The sequence below is a fragment of the Paenibacillus cucumis (ex Kampfer et al. 2016) genome, from assembly GCF_019748695.1.
In the GTDB taxonomy this organism is placed as follows: Bacteria; Bacillota; Bacilli; order Paenibacillales; family Paenibacillaceae; genus Paenibacillus; species Paenibacillus polysaccharolyticus.
Genome location: NZ_JACLIC010000010.1, coordinates 154,008 through 170,099, shown reverse-complemented (window position 1 = coordinate 170,099; position 16,092 = coordinate 154,008). Strand labels below are relative to the sequence as shown.

The window sequence follows — 16,092 nt, the reverse complement described above, 5'->3', positions numbered from 1 at the left end:
TCTTGCCTCTCTTTGATTTTGCACCTAGTCCAGATCGTAGATCGAACCGACCTTCAGGCCATAAAGTTCATTATAAATTTTCTCGGCAAATGCATCGGTCATCCCCGCAATGTAATCAATCACCATATGCTCCCAAGTCCAGATCGGATGTGCTTTGGCTTGATCCTTCTCATATCGTTGCAACCAATCGGAAGGAATGATGGATTTTGACGTTTCCGGATCGAGAAATGCATCCCAGAGCCGTTTAATCATCCACTCACTGCGCTTCTGCAAACGCTGAACACGCAGATCCCGAATCATCGTCACCCAGGCGAAGCTCTTAAGCACACTAACGGTGCGCAGCATGTCAAGGTCTTCTACACCTTCGCGGACAAAGGTTACCTTTTTCCAATCCCCGTCATCAATGACTCCTAGACTTCCTACAAAAAGACTGACCCAATAAGCCTTCACCTCACGACGAGTACGCGAGTAATCATGCTCGCAGAAAGGCATTTTCTCATTCCAGATGCGCAGAAACGATGCGAGAACTTCTTCCACTTTTTCCGCGATTGCCTCTCTTGCCCAGCCCTTCCAGAACAGATCTTCAAGTGTAGTAATTTTGTCTACGATGAGCCGGTTAATATGCTGGTCTTGCAGAAAATGCTCATGCACCTCGATTTTGCCTGCCTTGATGCCATCCTCCAGATCATGTGCGGAGTACGCAATATCATCGCATAGATCCATCAGTTGTGCTTCGAGCGTTTTCTTGCCCGCCGGGATGTTCCAGCGCTCCCGAATCTCACGAATGTACTGCCACTCGTGGTGATACATGCCTTTCTTGCTCTCTGTTCCAGGGTACGGATACTTGTTGATCCCTAGCAGCACAGCATCCGACAAGTTCAGTCCGTCGATATCTTCACGTTTCTCCAAATACATGATCAGGCGGAAGTTATGTGCGTTGCCTTCAAAATGCTCGTATTTCCGTTTGAGCTCCGCTCGTACGTCAGACTCAGCCTTAGGGGCTTTCGCGGCCCGACTTTTTTTCATAATCTTCTTCGTCTCACTGTTGATCAGATCATCTAAAATGCCATCAAGCACTTCTTCCCCTTTATGTCCAAAAGGTGGATGACCAAAGTCATGTGCGATCGCCGCACATTCTACAACTTCCGAATCGATAATCAGACCGGGGTTCTCTGCCCGGCCCCAATCTACCTCCGGGTAATGACGCAACAGGCTTCTCGCCGCTTCTCGCGCAATCTGTGCCACCTCAAGGGAATGGGTCAGACGTGTCCGGTAATAATCACCCGTACCTGCGCCAAACACTTGCGATTTGCCCTGCAGTCTCCGGAACGTTGGGGAATGAATCAATCGGGAATAGTCTCGCTCATACGCTGCACGAGAGCCCTCCAGCTTGGTAAGTTCAGGGTATTGTCTATGTTCTCTCAGATCATGCCATTGCATGTAGATCACTCCTAGCCGACTGTCTCTATTTTGAGTGATTATACACAACATCTGCGGTTTCGAAAAGCAAAATCCGTCTGTCATGTCATCTCTTCTTACATCAACATATGATGCACAGTCCTCTCTATGTATATTATACCCTGCAAGACTACTGTCTGTGCATAGAATGAAGAACTGTACGTCGATAGTTGAGCCGGTGAGTGTTACCTCGATATAAAAAGAAAACCCGACAGACGAATGACGTCTTGTCGGGTTAAACTTCAAATGAAGTTTTAAATCTAGCAGATCTATACCATCACTTTGCAGATATCATTTGTAAATTCTACCGGGTCTTGAATCGGCAATCCTTCAATCAGCAACGCTTGATGATACAAGAGGCTCGTATACAGGCTGAGCTTCTCTTTATCCTGCGCAAAAGCATCTTTCAACGATTTGAACACATCATGGTTCACGTTGATCTCCAGCACTTTATCCGCTTGAACATCTCCGCTGTTTGGCATAGCTTTCAGCACTTTCTCCATCTCAATCGTCAAATCACCCTCGGTGGACAAACATACCGGGTGGCTGCGAAGACGTTTGGACGCTTTCACCGCTTTAACTTTGCCCTCCAGCTGTGCCTGCATCGCTTCGAACAATTCTTTGTTGTCATTGTCCTGCGCTTCAGTCTCTTCTTTTTCCGCACTGTCTTCAATACCAAGATCACCACTGGAGATGGATTTGAACTCTTTCTCCTTGTAATTCGTGATCATCTTGATCGCGAATTCATCGATATCGTCGGTGAAGTAGAGCACTTCGTACCCTTTTTCCAATACGCCCTCGATCTGTGGCAGTTTCTCGATTCGGCTGATGGACTCACCCGCAGCATAATAGATATACTTCTGATCTTCTGGCATTCTGGAGACGTATTCGTCCAGGCTCACCAGCTTGCTCTCTTTAGAAGACGTGAACAGCAACAGATCCTGTAATGTGTCTTTGTTTGCGCCATAATCGCTGTATACGCCGTACTTCAGCTGACGACCGAACGCTTGATAGAACTTCTCGTAGTTCTCGCGCTCGTCTTTGAGCAGACTTTGCAGTTGGCCTTTGATTTTGTTTTTGATGTTCTTCGCAATCAGGCTAAGCTGGCGGTCGTGTTGAAGCATCTCACGTGAGATGTTCAGAGATAGATCCTCGGAATCCACCATCCCTTTCACAAAACCAAAGTAATCTGGCAACAGGTCGCCGCACTTATCCATGATCAATACGCCGTTGGAGTATAACTCCAGACCTTTTTCATACTCTTTCGTATAGTAGTCAAACGGCGTATTCTCCGGAATAAACAGGATCGCATTATACACCACCGCGCCGTCCGCGCTAATGTGCAGATGTTTCAGCGGTTTGTCAAAACCGTACCGTTTCTCCATATAGAAGTTGGTGTAGTCTTCTTCGGTCAGTTCACTTTTATTTTTACGCCAGATCGGCACCATGCTGTTAACCGTTTGTTCTTCCTTGTAATCCTCGAACTCGTTCTCCGTACCTTCCTTCGGACGGTGATTGGTTACATCCATTTTGATTGGATAACGAATGAAGTCAGAGTATTTCTTGATGATGGATCTCAGGCGGTACTCTTCCAAAAACTCGTCATACGAGTCTTCTTCGGTATTTTGTTTAATCGTTAGAACGATTTCTGTACCCACGGTATCTTTTTCCGCAGGTGTAATCGTGTACCCGTCAGCACCTTCGGATTCCCATTTCCAAGCTTCGTTGCTGCCCAGCGTTTTACTCGTTACTGTCAGCTTGTCCGCCACCATGAACGCCGAGTAGAATCCTACTCCGAATTGACCGATAATGTTATGACCGTCTTTGGCTTCGTTTTCTTTTTTGAATGCCAGGGAACCACTCTTCGCAATGACTCCGAGGTTGTTCTCCAGCTCTTCCTGTGTCATACCAATCCCGGTATCGGTAAGGGTAAGTGTGCGGTTTTCCTTGTCAATGGTAAGCTTGATATAGTAGTCCTCTTTGTTGAAAACGAGCGTGTCGTCCGTCAATGCTCTGTAATATATTTTGTCGATGGCATCACTGGAGTTGGAGATCAGTTCTCTGAGGAAAATTTCTTTCTGTGTGTAAATGGAGTTGATCATCATATCCAGCAAACGTTTGGATTCTGCCTGAAATTCTTTTTTAACCGCCATGAATGAAGTGCTCCTTTCGAATTTGGGTATCAAATGATTCAGTTGAGTACAGAGGCAAGCTGAGCCATATACGACTGAACCATTCCATATGTAGTGGTGTATATTAGCTTCATTTGTTAGCACTCAAAGACTCAGAGTGCTAAACCCTTCTTTTTATATAACATATGGGAAAATTGGGTGTCAATACGAAGACGGTTATTTTAACAAAATCATGGATTTCATTCTGTAAAAAACCGATTAAACTTCTATACGGACAACCACTCTTCCCAGTGTAACGCACTTGCTCCAGCAATACAAAAACCGCCACGAATTGAAATTCGGGACGGTTGGGTGATATCGGTTATTTCTTCGCCATCTTTGGGTCAAGAGTGTCACGCAGGCCATCGCCCATCAGATTGAAACCAAGTACCGTCAGCATAATGGAAAGACCGGGAAAGATGAGCGTCCACGGAGCCTTTTGGATGTACTGCCGTGAATCCGAAAGCATCTTGCCCCACTCCGGGTCCGGTGGTTGCGCCCCCATACCCAGAAATCCGAGCGCCGCTGCCTCGATAATCGCTGTACCGATTCCGAGTGTACCTTGCACAATAAGGGGCGTAAGACTGTTTGGTAAAATGTGTCGAAACAAGATTCGGCCGTTCCCCGCTCCCAATGTCCGTGCCGATGTAATAAACTCTTCCTGCCGCAAGCTAAGTACACGCGATCTCACCAACCGTCCATACGTTGGAATATTCACGATCGCAATGGCGAGCAACGCATTCTGCAAAGAAGGGCCCAGAATCGCGACAATCGCGATCGCCAGCAAGATGCCCGGAAATGCCAGCAAAATATCAAACAGACGCGAGATCAACATGTCCGCCCATTTTCCATAGAACCCCGCAACCAGTCCAAGAAGTGCTCCAGCAACAATAGACCCAATGACGGAGAAAAATCCAACCCACAGCGATATTCTTGCGCCATGAATTACACGGGAAAACACATCCCGTCCCAGGTCATCCGTTCCGAACCAGTGCTCAGCCGACGGAGCTTGAAGCCTGTCCTGTAGCACCTGCTCTTTGTAATCATAGGGCGCAATATAGGGGGCAAGGAAGGCTAATACGATGAAAAAAAGAATAATGATTAAGCCTGCCAACGCAAGCCGATTCCGCCGAAACGTCCTCCACGCCTCACGCCAAGGACCCGATCTACTCGCGCTGACTGCGTCAACGGTTTGTCCGGTATTGGTCGACAATTTGGCCATACAGGTTCTCCTTTGCTGAACTTAGATAATGGAAGAGATAAACGGATTGTTTACACAGAAGAATAAACCAGCCATCGGGACTTTATCGTTGTATCGTAGGATGCTTTGCTCTGCTATCCTGTCCCTCCTACTTGTAACTGATTCTTGGGTCAAACACCGCATAGAGCAAATCTACGATCAGATTAATCAATACAAAAAAGAAAGCTACGATCAGGATTCCGCTCTGAATCACAGGATAGTCCCGTGAACTAATCGCTTCATATATGTAACGCCCTACACCCGGCCAGGCAAAAATCGTTTCCGTCAGCACAGCGCCACCCAGCAGAGACCCCGTTTGAATGCCGATAACAGTCAGCACGGGGATAAATGCATTCTTCAGCGCATGCCCGTATATGACAAAAAACGGCCCCAATCCTTTCGCCTTGGCGGTACGAATATAATCGGAACTCATCACTTCCAGCATGCTGGAACGTGTCATGCGCGCAATCACAGCCATCGGGATGGTGCCCAGCGCCACACTTGGCAGAATCAGATGTTTGGTCACCGTCCACAGCTGATCCCAGCGTCCTGCAAGCATCGTGTCCAGCACATACAAACCTGTAATCGCATCCACCGGATCACGTGCGTTCATTCGTCCAATGGACGGTAGCCATTGCAGTTTGTTAGCAAACAGCCATTGCTCCATCAACCCGAGCCAAAAAATCGGCATGGATACCCCTACAAGCGCAATTACCATGCAGCAGTAATCAAACCAGGAGTTGTGCTTCCAAGCACTGACAATCCCTGCATTCACACCAATAATGACAGCAAACAACATACTTGCCATCGTAAGTTCGAGTGTCGCTGTCAGATAAGGCACGATTTCCTGGGCAATAGGTACCTTGGTGCGAATAGATGTGCCCAGATCCCCTTTCAGCAAGTCGCCTAGATAGGCGAAATATTGCTGGAACCAGGGTTTGTCCAGTCCGAGCTGATCCCGGAGAGCCTGCTTGGATTGTTCCGTTGCTTTTTGCCCCAGAATCGTCTCGGCCGGATCACCGGGTATCGCATGAATGATGGAAAAAACGATCAACGTCATGCCCAGCAAAACGGGCAGCAGTACCAGCACACGTTTGACAATATAGCTGTTCACTTCCAGATCACCTGCCCTAAAGGGTTCATCTGCATGATTTCAACTTTGGCAAAATCATAGAAATAGCGCTGGCGAACACGTATGCTTTGGCTCGTCACGACCCGGATGTAGAATCTAATAAGCATTGCATGTCCGCCAGCGCATAACTTGGTTTAATACTTGAGTTTCATTTATTTTCACTCGAAAGTTTTATTCAAAATAAGCCCCCACATACGATTCCGTTCCCAGCGGAGAGGTTACAAAACCCTTCAGGCTGGCTTTCCCGGCAAGAATCGGTGTGGTATGCACAAGTGGAATCCAAGGAGCGTCTTCCTTGATGATGACCTGAGCCTGTTTGTAAAGCTCGGCACGTTTATCCTGATCCGTCTCCGTTTGTGCTTTTGTGAGTAAGGAATGCAACTCTTCATTTACATAGTAGCTACGGTTGTTGCCCGGGATGGCGTCCTTATCCAAAAGGGTATACAGGAAGTTATCCGGGTCACCGTTATCCCCTGTCCAGCCGAGCATGTATATGTCGTCCTTCTCCCCGGCTTTGGAATCTTCCAGATAGGTCGCCCACTCCGGAGATTCGATCGTTGTTTTGACACCGATTTTCTCAAAATCAGCCTGAATCGCTTCTGCTACCTTCTTGCCATCAGGCATGTACGGACGGGATACCGGCATGGCATAAAATGTTACCGGATCTGGCAATCCGTCAGGGAAGCCGGCTTCAGCCAGCAACGCTTTTGCTTTTTCCAGATCATACGCGTAATCTTCGATCTCATCGTTGTAACCCCATAGCGTAGGTGGCATCGGGTTCACCGCAGGCTCTGCCTGTCCAGCAAAGAACGCGTCAATAATGGCCTGTTTGTTCACGGCATGGTTCAGGGCTTGTCTGACTTTCACGTTATCAAACGGTTTTTTCTTAAAATTAAACCCGATATATGCCACGTTGAACGGCGGACGTTCAATCTTCTGTAGCTCGCTATTGCCTTCCAGAATGCTCAGATCATCCGGATTCAGGTCTTCCATAATATCGATCTCGCCATTTTGCAATGCATTGAAACGAGCCGTGTTATCCGGAATGGAGCGCACGATTACCTTGTTCAGCTTCGGAAAACCTTCCCTCCAGTAGTCTGAATTTTTCTCCAGCGTGATGGAATCGTTCCGTTTCCACTCTTTAAATACAAATGGCCCAGTGCCGACAGGCTCACTCTTGAAGTTTTCTTTCTTCTCCTGGATGGCAGCCGGACTGCCAATGCCAAACGGAGTCATCGCAATATTTTGCAGGAAAGGAGCTTGTGGCTGGTTCAGGGTAAACTCCACTGTCGATTCATCGAGTGCCTTCACTTCTTTGATCACACGCGCGCCATCTGGCCCAAACATGGAATCATAATAGTCGAAGGAATCGCCTTCGAATTTATATTCACTTGCCGGATCGCTCCAGCGATTAAAATTAAACACTACGGCATCCGCGTTAAAGTCAGTTCCATCATGGAACTTCACCCCGGATTTCAGCTTAAATACATACTTCAGCCCGTCCGCGGAAATTTCCCAGCTCTCGGCCAGCGCCGGAACCACTTCGGTTCCACCCTCTTTGTAATCGAGGAGCGAATCAAATACCTGATGCCCAATCTTGAGAGATTCTCCATCCGTCACAATCGAAGGATCAAGGGCGACCGAGTCCCCGCCACGTCCCATAATCATCGTATCCTGGGCGGCTGCTTCTGTTGGAGGTTCATTACCTTCAGCAGGTGCCGGCGTTCCTTCCCCGCCATCTTTGCTGCTGGAGCAGCCAGATAACACAAGTACGGTACTCAGAGCCAAAGTCAGTAAACCGGACATCCATTTTTTTCTCATTCGCATACGATACAACACCCTTCCCTGTCTCATAATGTTTGTGATGATTGCGACCGAAAAACGGTACCTCTGGCCGTGCGTGCGATGATGTGGTGGTGCTAGCTAGTAATCAGATCATCCCTAGTTATAATCTTTAAATTCTTGTATCATCTATTAAAGGCTTTATATGCCTCTGATACCTGTTTTAGAGTGCTGAGAGTTTTTCAACGAGTTAAATTAGCAGAGTGAGAGGGTACCATAGATGTAGAACCATTGAAAAAACACGGATCAACGGATCAGTAGCGTTAGAGTATAAAGCTTCTAGCATTCTGAGATAGGGCGATGCATCTATTTGAACCAAGGTCAATTCGAAACAGCAAATCTGCCCTTGAATGGGTACAAAAATAGAACACAAATGTTGGCCTTGGGACTTTGTTCCGTGAGTTTGTCTTCATGAAGTATGAATTAGATTTAATTCGATTTATGGGTAGAAAAAAGAATAGAACAGATCGACACTACAATAACTTTTCATGTTATGGTTTTGTCATGATGAGGAGGTTTGAGTATTAAATCGTGGTGAAAAACATTTTCGTGTAACTTACTTTACATCACATTTACCAATTAGACAAGAACTTTACAGACATACGTTTTTAAGTTTATCACACGCGTCAGAATTAGTGACATTATGTACAAAAAAGGAACATAGCTCGACAAAATAGCTCATGTTCCCTGCTTTTCCTCCACAGTCAAATCTGTTCTATTGAAGTAAAACTAAATTTGCTTACACTAAGCACCTGATAACGGAATAACCATTGTTGTGTAAATAATCAGTCTTGCTTATAACCTGATTTGATTCACTTTTTAAACAAACCTCTACGGTGCATCACGGTAATAAAACGATAAAAATCGTAGCTCGCACCGTTATCGATGCTAAACAACGGATTTTTGGCATCATAGGCCAGAGCAGCATCTACAGCAGCCTTCGCCCAGACAGGGACCTCCATCTGCTGACGCGCTTGCAAACGATCAACCTGTGCTTTCAGCGCATCAAACGCAGCTTTCTCTTCGGCTGTCATTGGTTCGCCTCCTTTCGGTGGTACAGTTGGTGGATTCGGATTCGGTGGTGTAGTCGGGTTCGACGGGTTACCAGGATTAGTCGGATTGGTTGGATTCGTAGGACTTGGGTTTGGCGTAGCCGCCGCATATCTCGCTCTAAGCTGCGCTGCTGTTCCCTCGAATTCATTCATGTCTACATTTCCGCTAATACCGTTCACCTTACCTGAATCCGTATACTGCCAGAACGTCCAGCGCTTCCATGCCGGCTGAGCATCCGGTACACGTGTCGTGCTGTAACGCGCAACCCACAGATCGTACGAGCCCAAAGAAGCATCGAAATTGCTAGCAAATGAATTGCCTGTATATATGATCGGTTTTACACCTGTGAGACGTTGCAATTCTGTTAAAAAGGCTTTGGCTACCGTATTCATCTGGGCTTTGCTCAGATTGCCGGGATTGTTCTCGTAATCCATAACCGGTGGCAATTGCAGAGCCTTGGCTCCCCCGATCTGGTTCAGCGTATTGGCATAATGTGCCGCTTCTGCCCTCGCAATCTCGACAGTCGTTCCGCGGAAGAAATGATAGGTTCCCACCATCATGCCCGCCGTAAGCGCACCGTTTACATTTTTCTGAAAATTCGGATCGATATATGTCCGCCCTTCGGTTGCTTTGATAAACACAAAGGTCATGCCGCTTGCCTTTACCTTCGCCCAGTCGATATTGCCCTGATACCTGGAGACATCAATGCCCTGCGTATTGCCCTGGGTTCTATTTTGCAAATTTCTCACACCCTTTATTCGGCTAGTTGCCGTTTGTATTTAGTAAATGCGGACGGGTTGAAGATTGCTTGTGTGCGTGTCCCTTGTTGTACGATGTATGACCCAGAATACCGAGCTAGCCTTATGAAAGAAAACTCCTATTTGGAACAGCTCAAATACTACTACGATCTTATTATTAAGTTGAACCAATAATCTGTAAGCAAGATAAATACAGAGTGACGACTGAAAGTAAAGAAAGCACCCGTTGGGTGCTTTTCTTATTGTTACGCTGTGCTTTTCTTATTATCTGAATTCTCTTGATCCGTGGCTTTTTCTTTGGATTGCTCATTTTCTGGAGGATGATCAATTTCGCCTTCGGAATGATCCAACGACGGAGGGGGATGTGGCAACGGAGAAGATAACACATCTTCCCCCGCCTTTCCTTTGAGCACTTGAATCGCCTGCCGAATGACAGGAGGGATCGGAGCACCCAGTTTGCCCCCATTTTCAATGATGGACAACAACTCATTCGCAATATAAAAAAAGGCGACCGCATCCCTGAACAAATGTCCGTCTCCCAGAACACCGTCCACCAGATGAGCCACCGATACCATTGCAAATATAAATACCTTTCGTGCAATGCCAAACAATCCAATATTACTCTCAAGCTTGCCTGTCATTCCCGCCGCCGCGATACCTGTCAGGTAATCGAAGATGACAAAGACTAGCAATACACCGAGCACCCCTGACCAGCCTCCAAAGAAGTAGGATGCCGAGCTACTCATCACCGCAATCCCCCATTTCCATAGGGTGTCCCATCGTTCCATGGCTTCACCTCCTTTTGTTTTGTATTCATAAAACGACTTATCTTATCCTTAATCGTCTGTATTGGCTGATTCCAATAGTACAGCCACCTGACTTCGACTACTCTCTGGAACTTGGTGTAGCTCAATCAATTTTTTATTAATCATCATTACGTATACAGCTAACATAGTCTCACCTCTCCTTATAAACATCACAGGCTAGTGGATCGCAAACCTTCAAACTTATCCCTGATTTGGCGGTACCACACTAAGCACAAGCATGTGTAATTCCATTAAAGCCAGTTGATTGGCATTACTTTCCTCAGCTAAACGTTTGTTTTCCAATTCTGATTCTGCAAGACGCTGTTTTAAAATGTCCAGTTCGGACGCTTCTTCTGGCTGCGGCTTAGTCAATTCTTCAATTTCTTCCTTGCTCAGCCCTTCCACCCATAGCTTAGGCAAACTTTCCTGTGGTGCTTCTTGCATAGCGTCCTGGTATGCTTCCCAAGCCGCCAAGTCAAAGCGCGGCCGGAACAGACCAGCAGGAACAGGTACGCCAACCAGATACCCAGCAATTTTCTGTTCCTCTTCGTTCACACCATCCGGTTGCTCAACCTGATTTGGGTCAAATACCACAGGCTCCGGTTTGGCATAAAAAGGGACGATACCACTAAAGGCATCGTCCACTAATTCGTCCTCTAAATAGAGTCCGTCTGTATTTACTTTAGGTACGGCTTTCATGGTAAACCTCCTTTATTGTTCAGCTAGAAAAGAGATATTCTCTAGATTAAGCCACGTGTTTCCTCCAGCGAATCCCAAGTACACGACTCCATTAGACGCAATCTCCAATGTGGCAACCACCAGTGTAGTTCCGTTGGATGTAAGTGTGTTAAATAAGATTGCCCTTTTGGGGCGGTATCCTACAGGCAAATTAAAAATGAATGTTCCAGTACCGCTTGTTCCGCTACTAATTAAACCGCGCAAGTGGACTACCCCTTGGCTGTCTTTGTAATAACCAGGAGGTTGATATGCTGCTGAATAATTGATCCAGCCATTAAGCAATGTCGGCGTTATCCATGCAGGATTATCTTTCTCAGCTTTCTTACTTTCAAGGACGGATATGCGTGTAGTGTTTTCTTGCAACGTTTTGACGGTATCCAGTAGCAGAGCCTTTTCATTCTTTGCATACGTACCAGTGATGTCCACAGCCGGATACTTGTCTAACATCAGGTATGTGACGCTGTAGGTTGCAGTAGGATCATATGATACTCCAAGTATTGATTCTTGCGCGGCAGAAAATTTAAACCACATTGGATCCAATTTCCCATTCTTGTATACATTAAGAACTAATTTTGATTTATTTTTAAAATCTTGAGCACCTGGACCAGCATAAATGTTACCAATATTCCAACGTCCGTAACCATCCCTAATCGGCGTAGGTGCTACTTCGCGTAATACAATCCCCGTACCCACTTCAATCTGATTATCCCCGTCAATAAACGTCAATTGCCCCTCAGACGTGATCGGCTCAACGATTGGTTTAGCTAGTTGGTATAGAAGTTGATATGAGGTCCAGTTTGGTGCTGGAACTGTTGGCACTTTCGTAAAAAAATTTTGTGAATTCTTGGATAGTAATGGTGTCCATACCTTAGTTCCAGACCCATTATACCCGGCTCCATTGTTATTCGGGTCTTGTCCAGCTGTATACATAAAATATCCCATGAAATAAGCCTTAATTTCATCAGAGGTCAGGTTAGTATAGCTGTCTCCCCACCCACTATCCGCGCTTGAAATAGAAATCTGAAAATTATCGAATACCCCGTTAGCACCAGATGAACCGATATTTAGATTATCCGTTGCGCTGTTTACAGTAACGAAATCTGTCTCTTTGATCACTTTACCTTGATACTTCGTCAGCGTACCTGATCCGTCAACGGCTGGGGGTCCCGGAAGCATTGCATTAACAACCTTAAAACCATTCTGCCCTCCCCACAATGAAAAATTGATGTCAGGACCCAACGTAACCTTACGCCACTTCGCCAATTTATAATACTGACCATCACGCTCAAAAACGCTATCCGGGTTTTCTCCCGTATCTGGATTGGCGTGTAGCTCAGTTTGTAGTGCGAGAAAAGAGTCTTCGCGTGGTTTAAACGTCATTGCTGACGTACCTAAGTTTAAACACGGATTCTTAAAAATTGCAGTTCCTGTTGTCTCGCTATCAAAACCGATAACAATACGTACACTCTTCGCGTTATCAGGGGTTTTAAAGATATTCCCTAATGTGAACTTCCCGTTTGCCTTTGCATAGGGAGGCTTATTAAACGACGTTATGGCATTATCATCTTCATCGTAGTACCATCCATTCCAATAAACTCCAGCTACTCCATTACCACCAAAGTTAGTCACGTCTACAGTAGTTGAAAATGTATATGCCGTAGAGGGAGCCACGTTTACAGTACAAATGAAATTGCTAAAACCCACCGTACCGCTTGCCTTTGTCATTTTCAGTTGGTAGGGTGCCTCGATCTCACTTGGACCTGCTATTGCTGTCTCACTCCACTCATAAAATGGCGGTAATAAGTTTTGTCCATAGCGAATGGCATACGGATTTAAAACTGGTTGGACACTATCAACGTAAGGGTAATTACGTGCAATCTGCTCCGTTGTCATATTTTCGAGTGCAACATACTCTGAGGCACTAATTTCGTAAAGTCTAATTGCATCAATATACCCTGAACTTCCAGATGCTCCAACAACTTGACTAACAAAAAAAGTGCTAATATCGGTAGAAATGCTATATGCTCCCCATAACGTACTGAATCTTTTACTATTACTTGAAGTAACATTCCCTTTGTTCGGGTTAAGCTCATTTAAGTACATACCTACCAATTCTCCAGATATCAGCTTTGCTGAAGAGAGAACAATATAATACTTCCCTGATTTTAAATTAATAGGGGATATCGATAATGCTCCTGCTGGCGTTGCTGTTGTCGTAATTTTCAAAGATTGATTTCCTTGTACTTTGTTAGATGTATCAGCCGTTATCGTAGATTGATAGGAGTTTACTAAGCTTGCTTGTTCACAACCTCCAGCACGCCCCAGCAAATTAACCAATGTTCTCCCCTTAATGCTCGAAAGATTAAACGTTGCCTCCTGATTAGCACTCACTACATTTACGCCAGGTTGTAATGTAGCAGCTCCTCGTTTATCTGTATCCAACCTCTCTTGCAAACTACTTACCTTCGTTGCTGTTTCTTCGGCCTGTTCCCCTATCTTCTCTGCAAAATCATCAATCTTCTCCCAGTTCTGATCCAGATATTTGTCCAGATCAAAGTAGGTTGTTGATGGCGAGGAACGATCGATTTTATTCAAACCCAGATTGGGTGTTTTTGGTTCACTCATTACGCTCCACCTCCTGCTAGTTTATCCTGCCGGGTTTGTTCCATCTCACTCAGAGTCATGCTTTCAACCTCGGCGATGGTCAGATACCGCAAACGGTACTCGACAGTCATGTGAGCCGGTTTAATATCTTCAATCGCTTCTTTTAGATCGTCCAGATTAGGTGGCAGTCCCAATGTGTCGATAAAACGGATCAAGATGCGATACTCACTTGAATCAACCGACACTTCAATGCCCCCGTTTTCGTACGCCTGAGCAACGTTTTTTAGCATGGAACCTGAAACTTTGCCACTGCCACGCATTTTGGAGATGATGACGGACCTTCGTTGATCGTCCGGTTTGGCACGGTTGGTCGGAATCTGCAAATCATGTTCATATCGCTCCAACGCCCACGTTGCGGATTCCGGGTAAAACTGCTGCAATACATCTCCCACACCGGCTGCAAGCTGGTCCAGTTCAGCACCTTCTGTCTGTGTCAGCAACTGCATCTCCAGCACATTTTCATATAGCGGGGGCAGTAGGTTCATCAGTACATCTGCTTTACTCACGTCACCTTCACCGTCCCAAGCACGGCTACAGCTCCCGGTGTAATCTCCAGATTGGACATGCCACCGTTAACCAGCAGATTGCTATAATCGATCACGGGCGGAATATCCAGAATGACATTGGCAATCCGTGTCCAGCGAACGAGCGGATCAGCAAACGCCAGCTCTTTCAGATACGCTGTCACCCCTGTCTCAATCAAGGATTTCACCCCATCGTACGTTGATCCTGATGCGAGCGTAACCTGCACCTCGATATGAATCGGGACTTCTTCCGCCCCTACAACGGTGACAACCGGACCGATGGGTGCTGCCCCTTCCCCCATGCCATCCTGCGAAGGATCGATGTATTGCTGCACGGCCTCGATCACTCCCTCCGCAGGAGCATGCATCTCATTATTAAGTAGGGCTACCTTGACTGTGCCTGGACCATTCCAGAGCGGAAAGGCCTTCGCTTTGCCAACTCCCGAATTCTCCCGCGCCCACAGCTCATACTGATACTTGTTGGCACTTGTGATCGGACGGGAAACTTTGTCCTGATAACGATCATACAGAGCTTGATCCGTCTCCTCGTCTTCACCTGGAACAAGCAGTTTGGTTAATCTCGCGGTGGTCAGGCCTGCAATATAATCAATGGGTAACAGTGTCCCGGTATACTCGTTACCTTCCGCACCGGCAATCTCACATTCGAGCACATATTGCCCTGCAGTAATTCGCTCCACCGCTCTGTACACTCGTTCTCCTGTCGAAAAACGACTTTCCATTGGAATCTCCACGGGTTTGCCCTCTTGATCCTGAAAGCTGGCAGACCAGCGCGCCCTTGCAGGTGGTTTGCGATTAATACCTGACCATGCTACTGCACGATCCAGATATTCACCTGATGCGGTATCCGCGAATTTAAGATTCGCATTGATATCCAGCTCAATATACATCTGAGCCATCTCCACTGCTGCTGGAGCGAGAGCATCATAGATAATGCTGCCCTCGCGTTTATCCACACCATCCGGAATTTTATCCAACATCCGGTTCAAAATGACCTCAAATGTCTCCTGTTCATACATTCATATTCACCTCCGTCTCTTGCCTGAAGTTGCCAAAATCTGTTGCCACGGTAAAAGAAACCTTAACGCCATCCGGCTCATGGACAAACTCAAATTCAGTGACTTCCGAAATCCGGTCGTCCGAAAGCAATGCTTCTTGAATCCAGCGTTCTAATTCAGATTCAACCATGGATCTCCCGGAAATGCCTTCCCAAGACCATTCCATTCCATAATCAGATGAATAGATCAGATGTTCATAACGACGTGTGGACAAAGCTTTGTACACCGCCTGTTTAACGGCCTCTTTTCCATCCAACTGAAGTCTGCCGATCCGTTGTCCCGAGGCTTGCAGTACGTAGGTCAAACTTGGAAGCACTGAAACTTCTTCCAGATTATCCTCCCCGCCGATCTGAGAACCTTGTGGAATCATGGTTTCACCAGCCGATCCAGCACAACATAACTGTCCCCGCCCTGCACACGTAGCAATAGGGCCGAGTCACCGATCATCCAGTTTTTCTGTGCCACCGATTCCGTGACAACGAGAAAAGGGTCACTTAGCGCAAGCCGCTGTTCCACGGTAATCTCCAAAGGCTGTGTATTCGTTACAGTTCCGTACATAATTTGTACGGGAGATTTAGCATCTACGGCGGCGACTGCCGCCTTTTTAATCACATCAAGCATCATAAATGG

At 46.4% G+C, this 16,092-nt stretch carries 14 protein-coding genes; all 14 read right to left on the bottom strand.

Annotation, left to right across the window (positions count from 1 at the left end; translation table 11 throughout):
* Positions 1-24 precede the first annotated feature (24 nt).
* The 14 genes from H7T88_RS07150 to H7T88_RS07090 all read right to left on the bottom strand — a co-directional run bounded on the left by H7T88_RS07150 (position 25) and on the right by H7T88_RS07090 (position 16,086).
* Positions 25-1,440, bottom strand: a complete 1,416-nt coding sequence (locus H7T88_RS07150) for a deoxyguanosinetriphosphate triphosphohydrolase family protein (RefSeq protein WP_221787802.1) — start codon at positions 1,438-1,440, stop codon at positions 25-27.
* Positions 1,441-1,727: 287 nt separating this feature from the next.
* On the bottom strand, positions 1,728-3,611 hold the full coding sequence (htpG, locus tag H7T88_RS07145) for a molecular chaperone HtpG (RefSeq protein WP_154890806.1): 1,884 nt from the start codon (positions 3,609-3,611) through the stop codon (positions 1,728-1,730).
* A gap of 340 nt (positions 3,612-3,951) precedes the next feature.
* Positions 3,952-4,851, bottom strand: coding sequence for a nickel transporter permease (gene nikC / locus H7T88_RS07140; RefSeq protein WP_090918316.1), 900 nt, complete (start codon positions 4,849-4,851; stop codon positions 3,952-3,954).
* Positions 4,852-4,978: 127 nt separating this feature from the next.
* Positions 4,979-5,983 carry an ABC transporter permease gene (locus tag H7T88_RS07135; RefSeq protein WP_154982712.1) on the bottom strand — a complete coding sequence of 335 codons (1,005 nt, stop codon included), beginning with the start codon at positions 5,981-5,983 and terminating at the stop codon, positions 4,979-4,981.
* Positions 5,980-6,108 (bottom strand): hypothetical protein, encoded by a 129-nt coding sequence (locus tag H7T88_RS28675; protein ID WP_260510766.1) that lies wholly within the window; start codon positions 6,106-6,108, stop codon positions 5,980-5,982. The genes H7T88_RS07135 and H7T88_RS28675 overlap by 4 nt, the downstream gene beginning before the upstream one ends.
* A 64-nt stretch (positions 6,109-6,172) precedes the next feature.
* The gene (locus H7T88_RS07130; protein WP_154890944.1) at positions 6,173-7,822 is read right to left on the bottom strand and encodes an ABC transporter substrate-binding protein; all 1,650 of its coding nucleotides are present in this window, start codon (positions 7,820-7,822) and stop codon (positions 6,173-6,175) included.
* Positions 7,823-8,655: 833 nt separating this feature from the next.
* Positions 8,656-9,645 carry a glycoside hydrolase family 25 protein gene (locus H7T88_RS07125; protein WP_423246122.1) on the bottom strand — a complete coding sequence of 330 codons (990 nt, stop codon included), beginning with the start codon at positions 9,643-9,645 and terminating at the stop codon, positions 8,656-8,658.
* Positions 9,646-9,899: 254 nt separating this feature from the next.
* A complete protein-coding gene (locus H7T88_RS07120; protein ID WP_260510764.1) occupies positions 9,900-10,442 on the bottom strand; it encodes a phage holin family protein in 543 nt (180 codons plus the stop codon).
* Positions 10,443-10,661: 219 nt separating this feature from the next.
* Positions 10,662-11,159, bottom strand: coding sequence for a hypothetical protein (locus H7T88_RS07115; protein ID WP_221787800.1), 498 nt, complete (start codon positions 11,157-11,159; stop codon positions 10,662-10,664).
* Positions 11,160-11,171: 12 nt separating this feature from the next.
* Entirely contained in the window at positions 11,172-13,823 is a 2,652-nt protein-coding gene (locus H7T88_RS07110; RefSeq protein ID WP_221787799.1) for a hypothetical protein, read from the bottom strand.
* Entirely contained in the window at positions 13,823-14,368 is a 546-nt protein-coding gene (locus tag H7T88_RS07105; RefSeq protein WP_221787798.1) for a putative phage tail protein, read from the bottom strand. Before H7T88_RS07105 ends, H7T88_RS07110 begins: the two co-directional genes overlap by 1 nt.
* A complete protein-coding gene (locus H7T88_RS07100) occupies positions 14,365-15,423 on the bottom strand; it encodes a baseplate J/gp47 family protein (protein WP_221787797.1) in 1,059 nt (352 codons plus the stop codon). The genes H7T88_RS07105 and H7T88_RS07100 overlap by 4 nt, the downstream gene beginning before the upstream one ends.
* Positions 15,416-15,832, bottom strand: coding sequence for a DUF2634 domain-containing protein (locus tag H7T88_RS07095; RefSeq protein WP_221787796.1), 417 nt, complete (start codon positions 15,830-15,832; stop codon positions 15,416-15,418). The genes H7T88_RS07100 and H7T88_RS07095 overlap by 8 nt, the downstream gene beginning before the upstream one ends.
* Positions 15,829-16,086, bottom strand: coding sequence for a DUF2577 family protein (locus H7T88_RS07090; RefSeq protein WP_260510763.1), 258 nt, complete (start codon positions 16,084-16,086; stop codon positions 15,829-15,831). The genes H7T88_RS07095 and H7T88_RS07090 overlap by 4 nt, the downstream gene beginning before the upstream one ends.
* Positions 16,087-16,092: the final 6 nt, after the last annotated feature.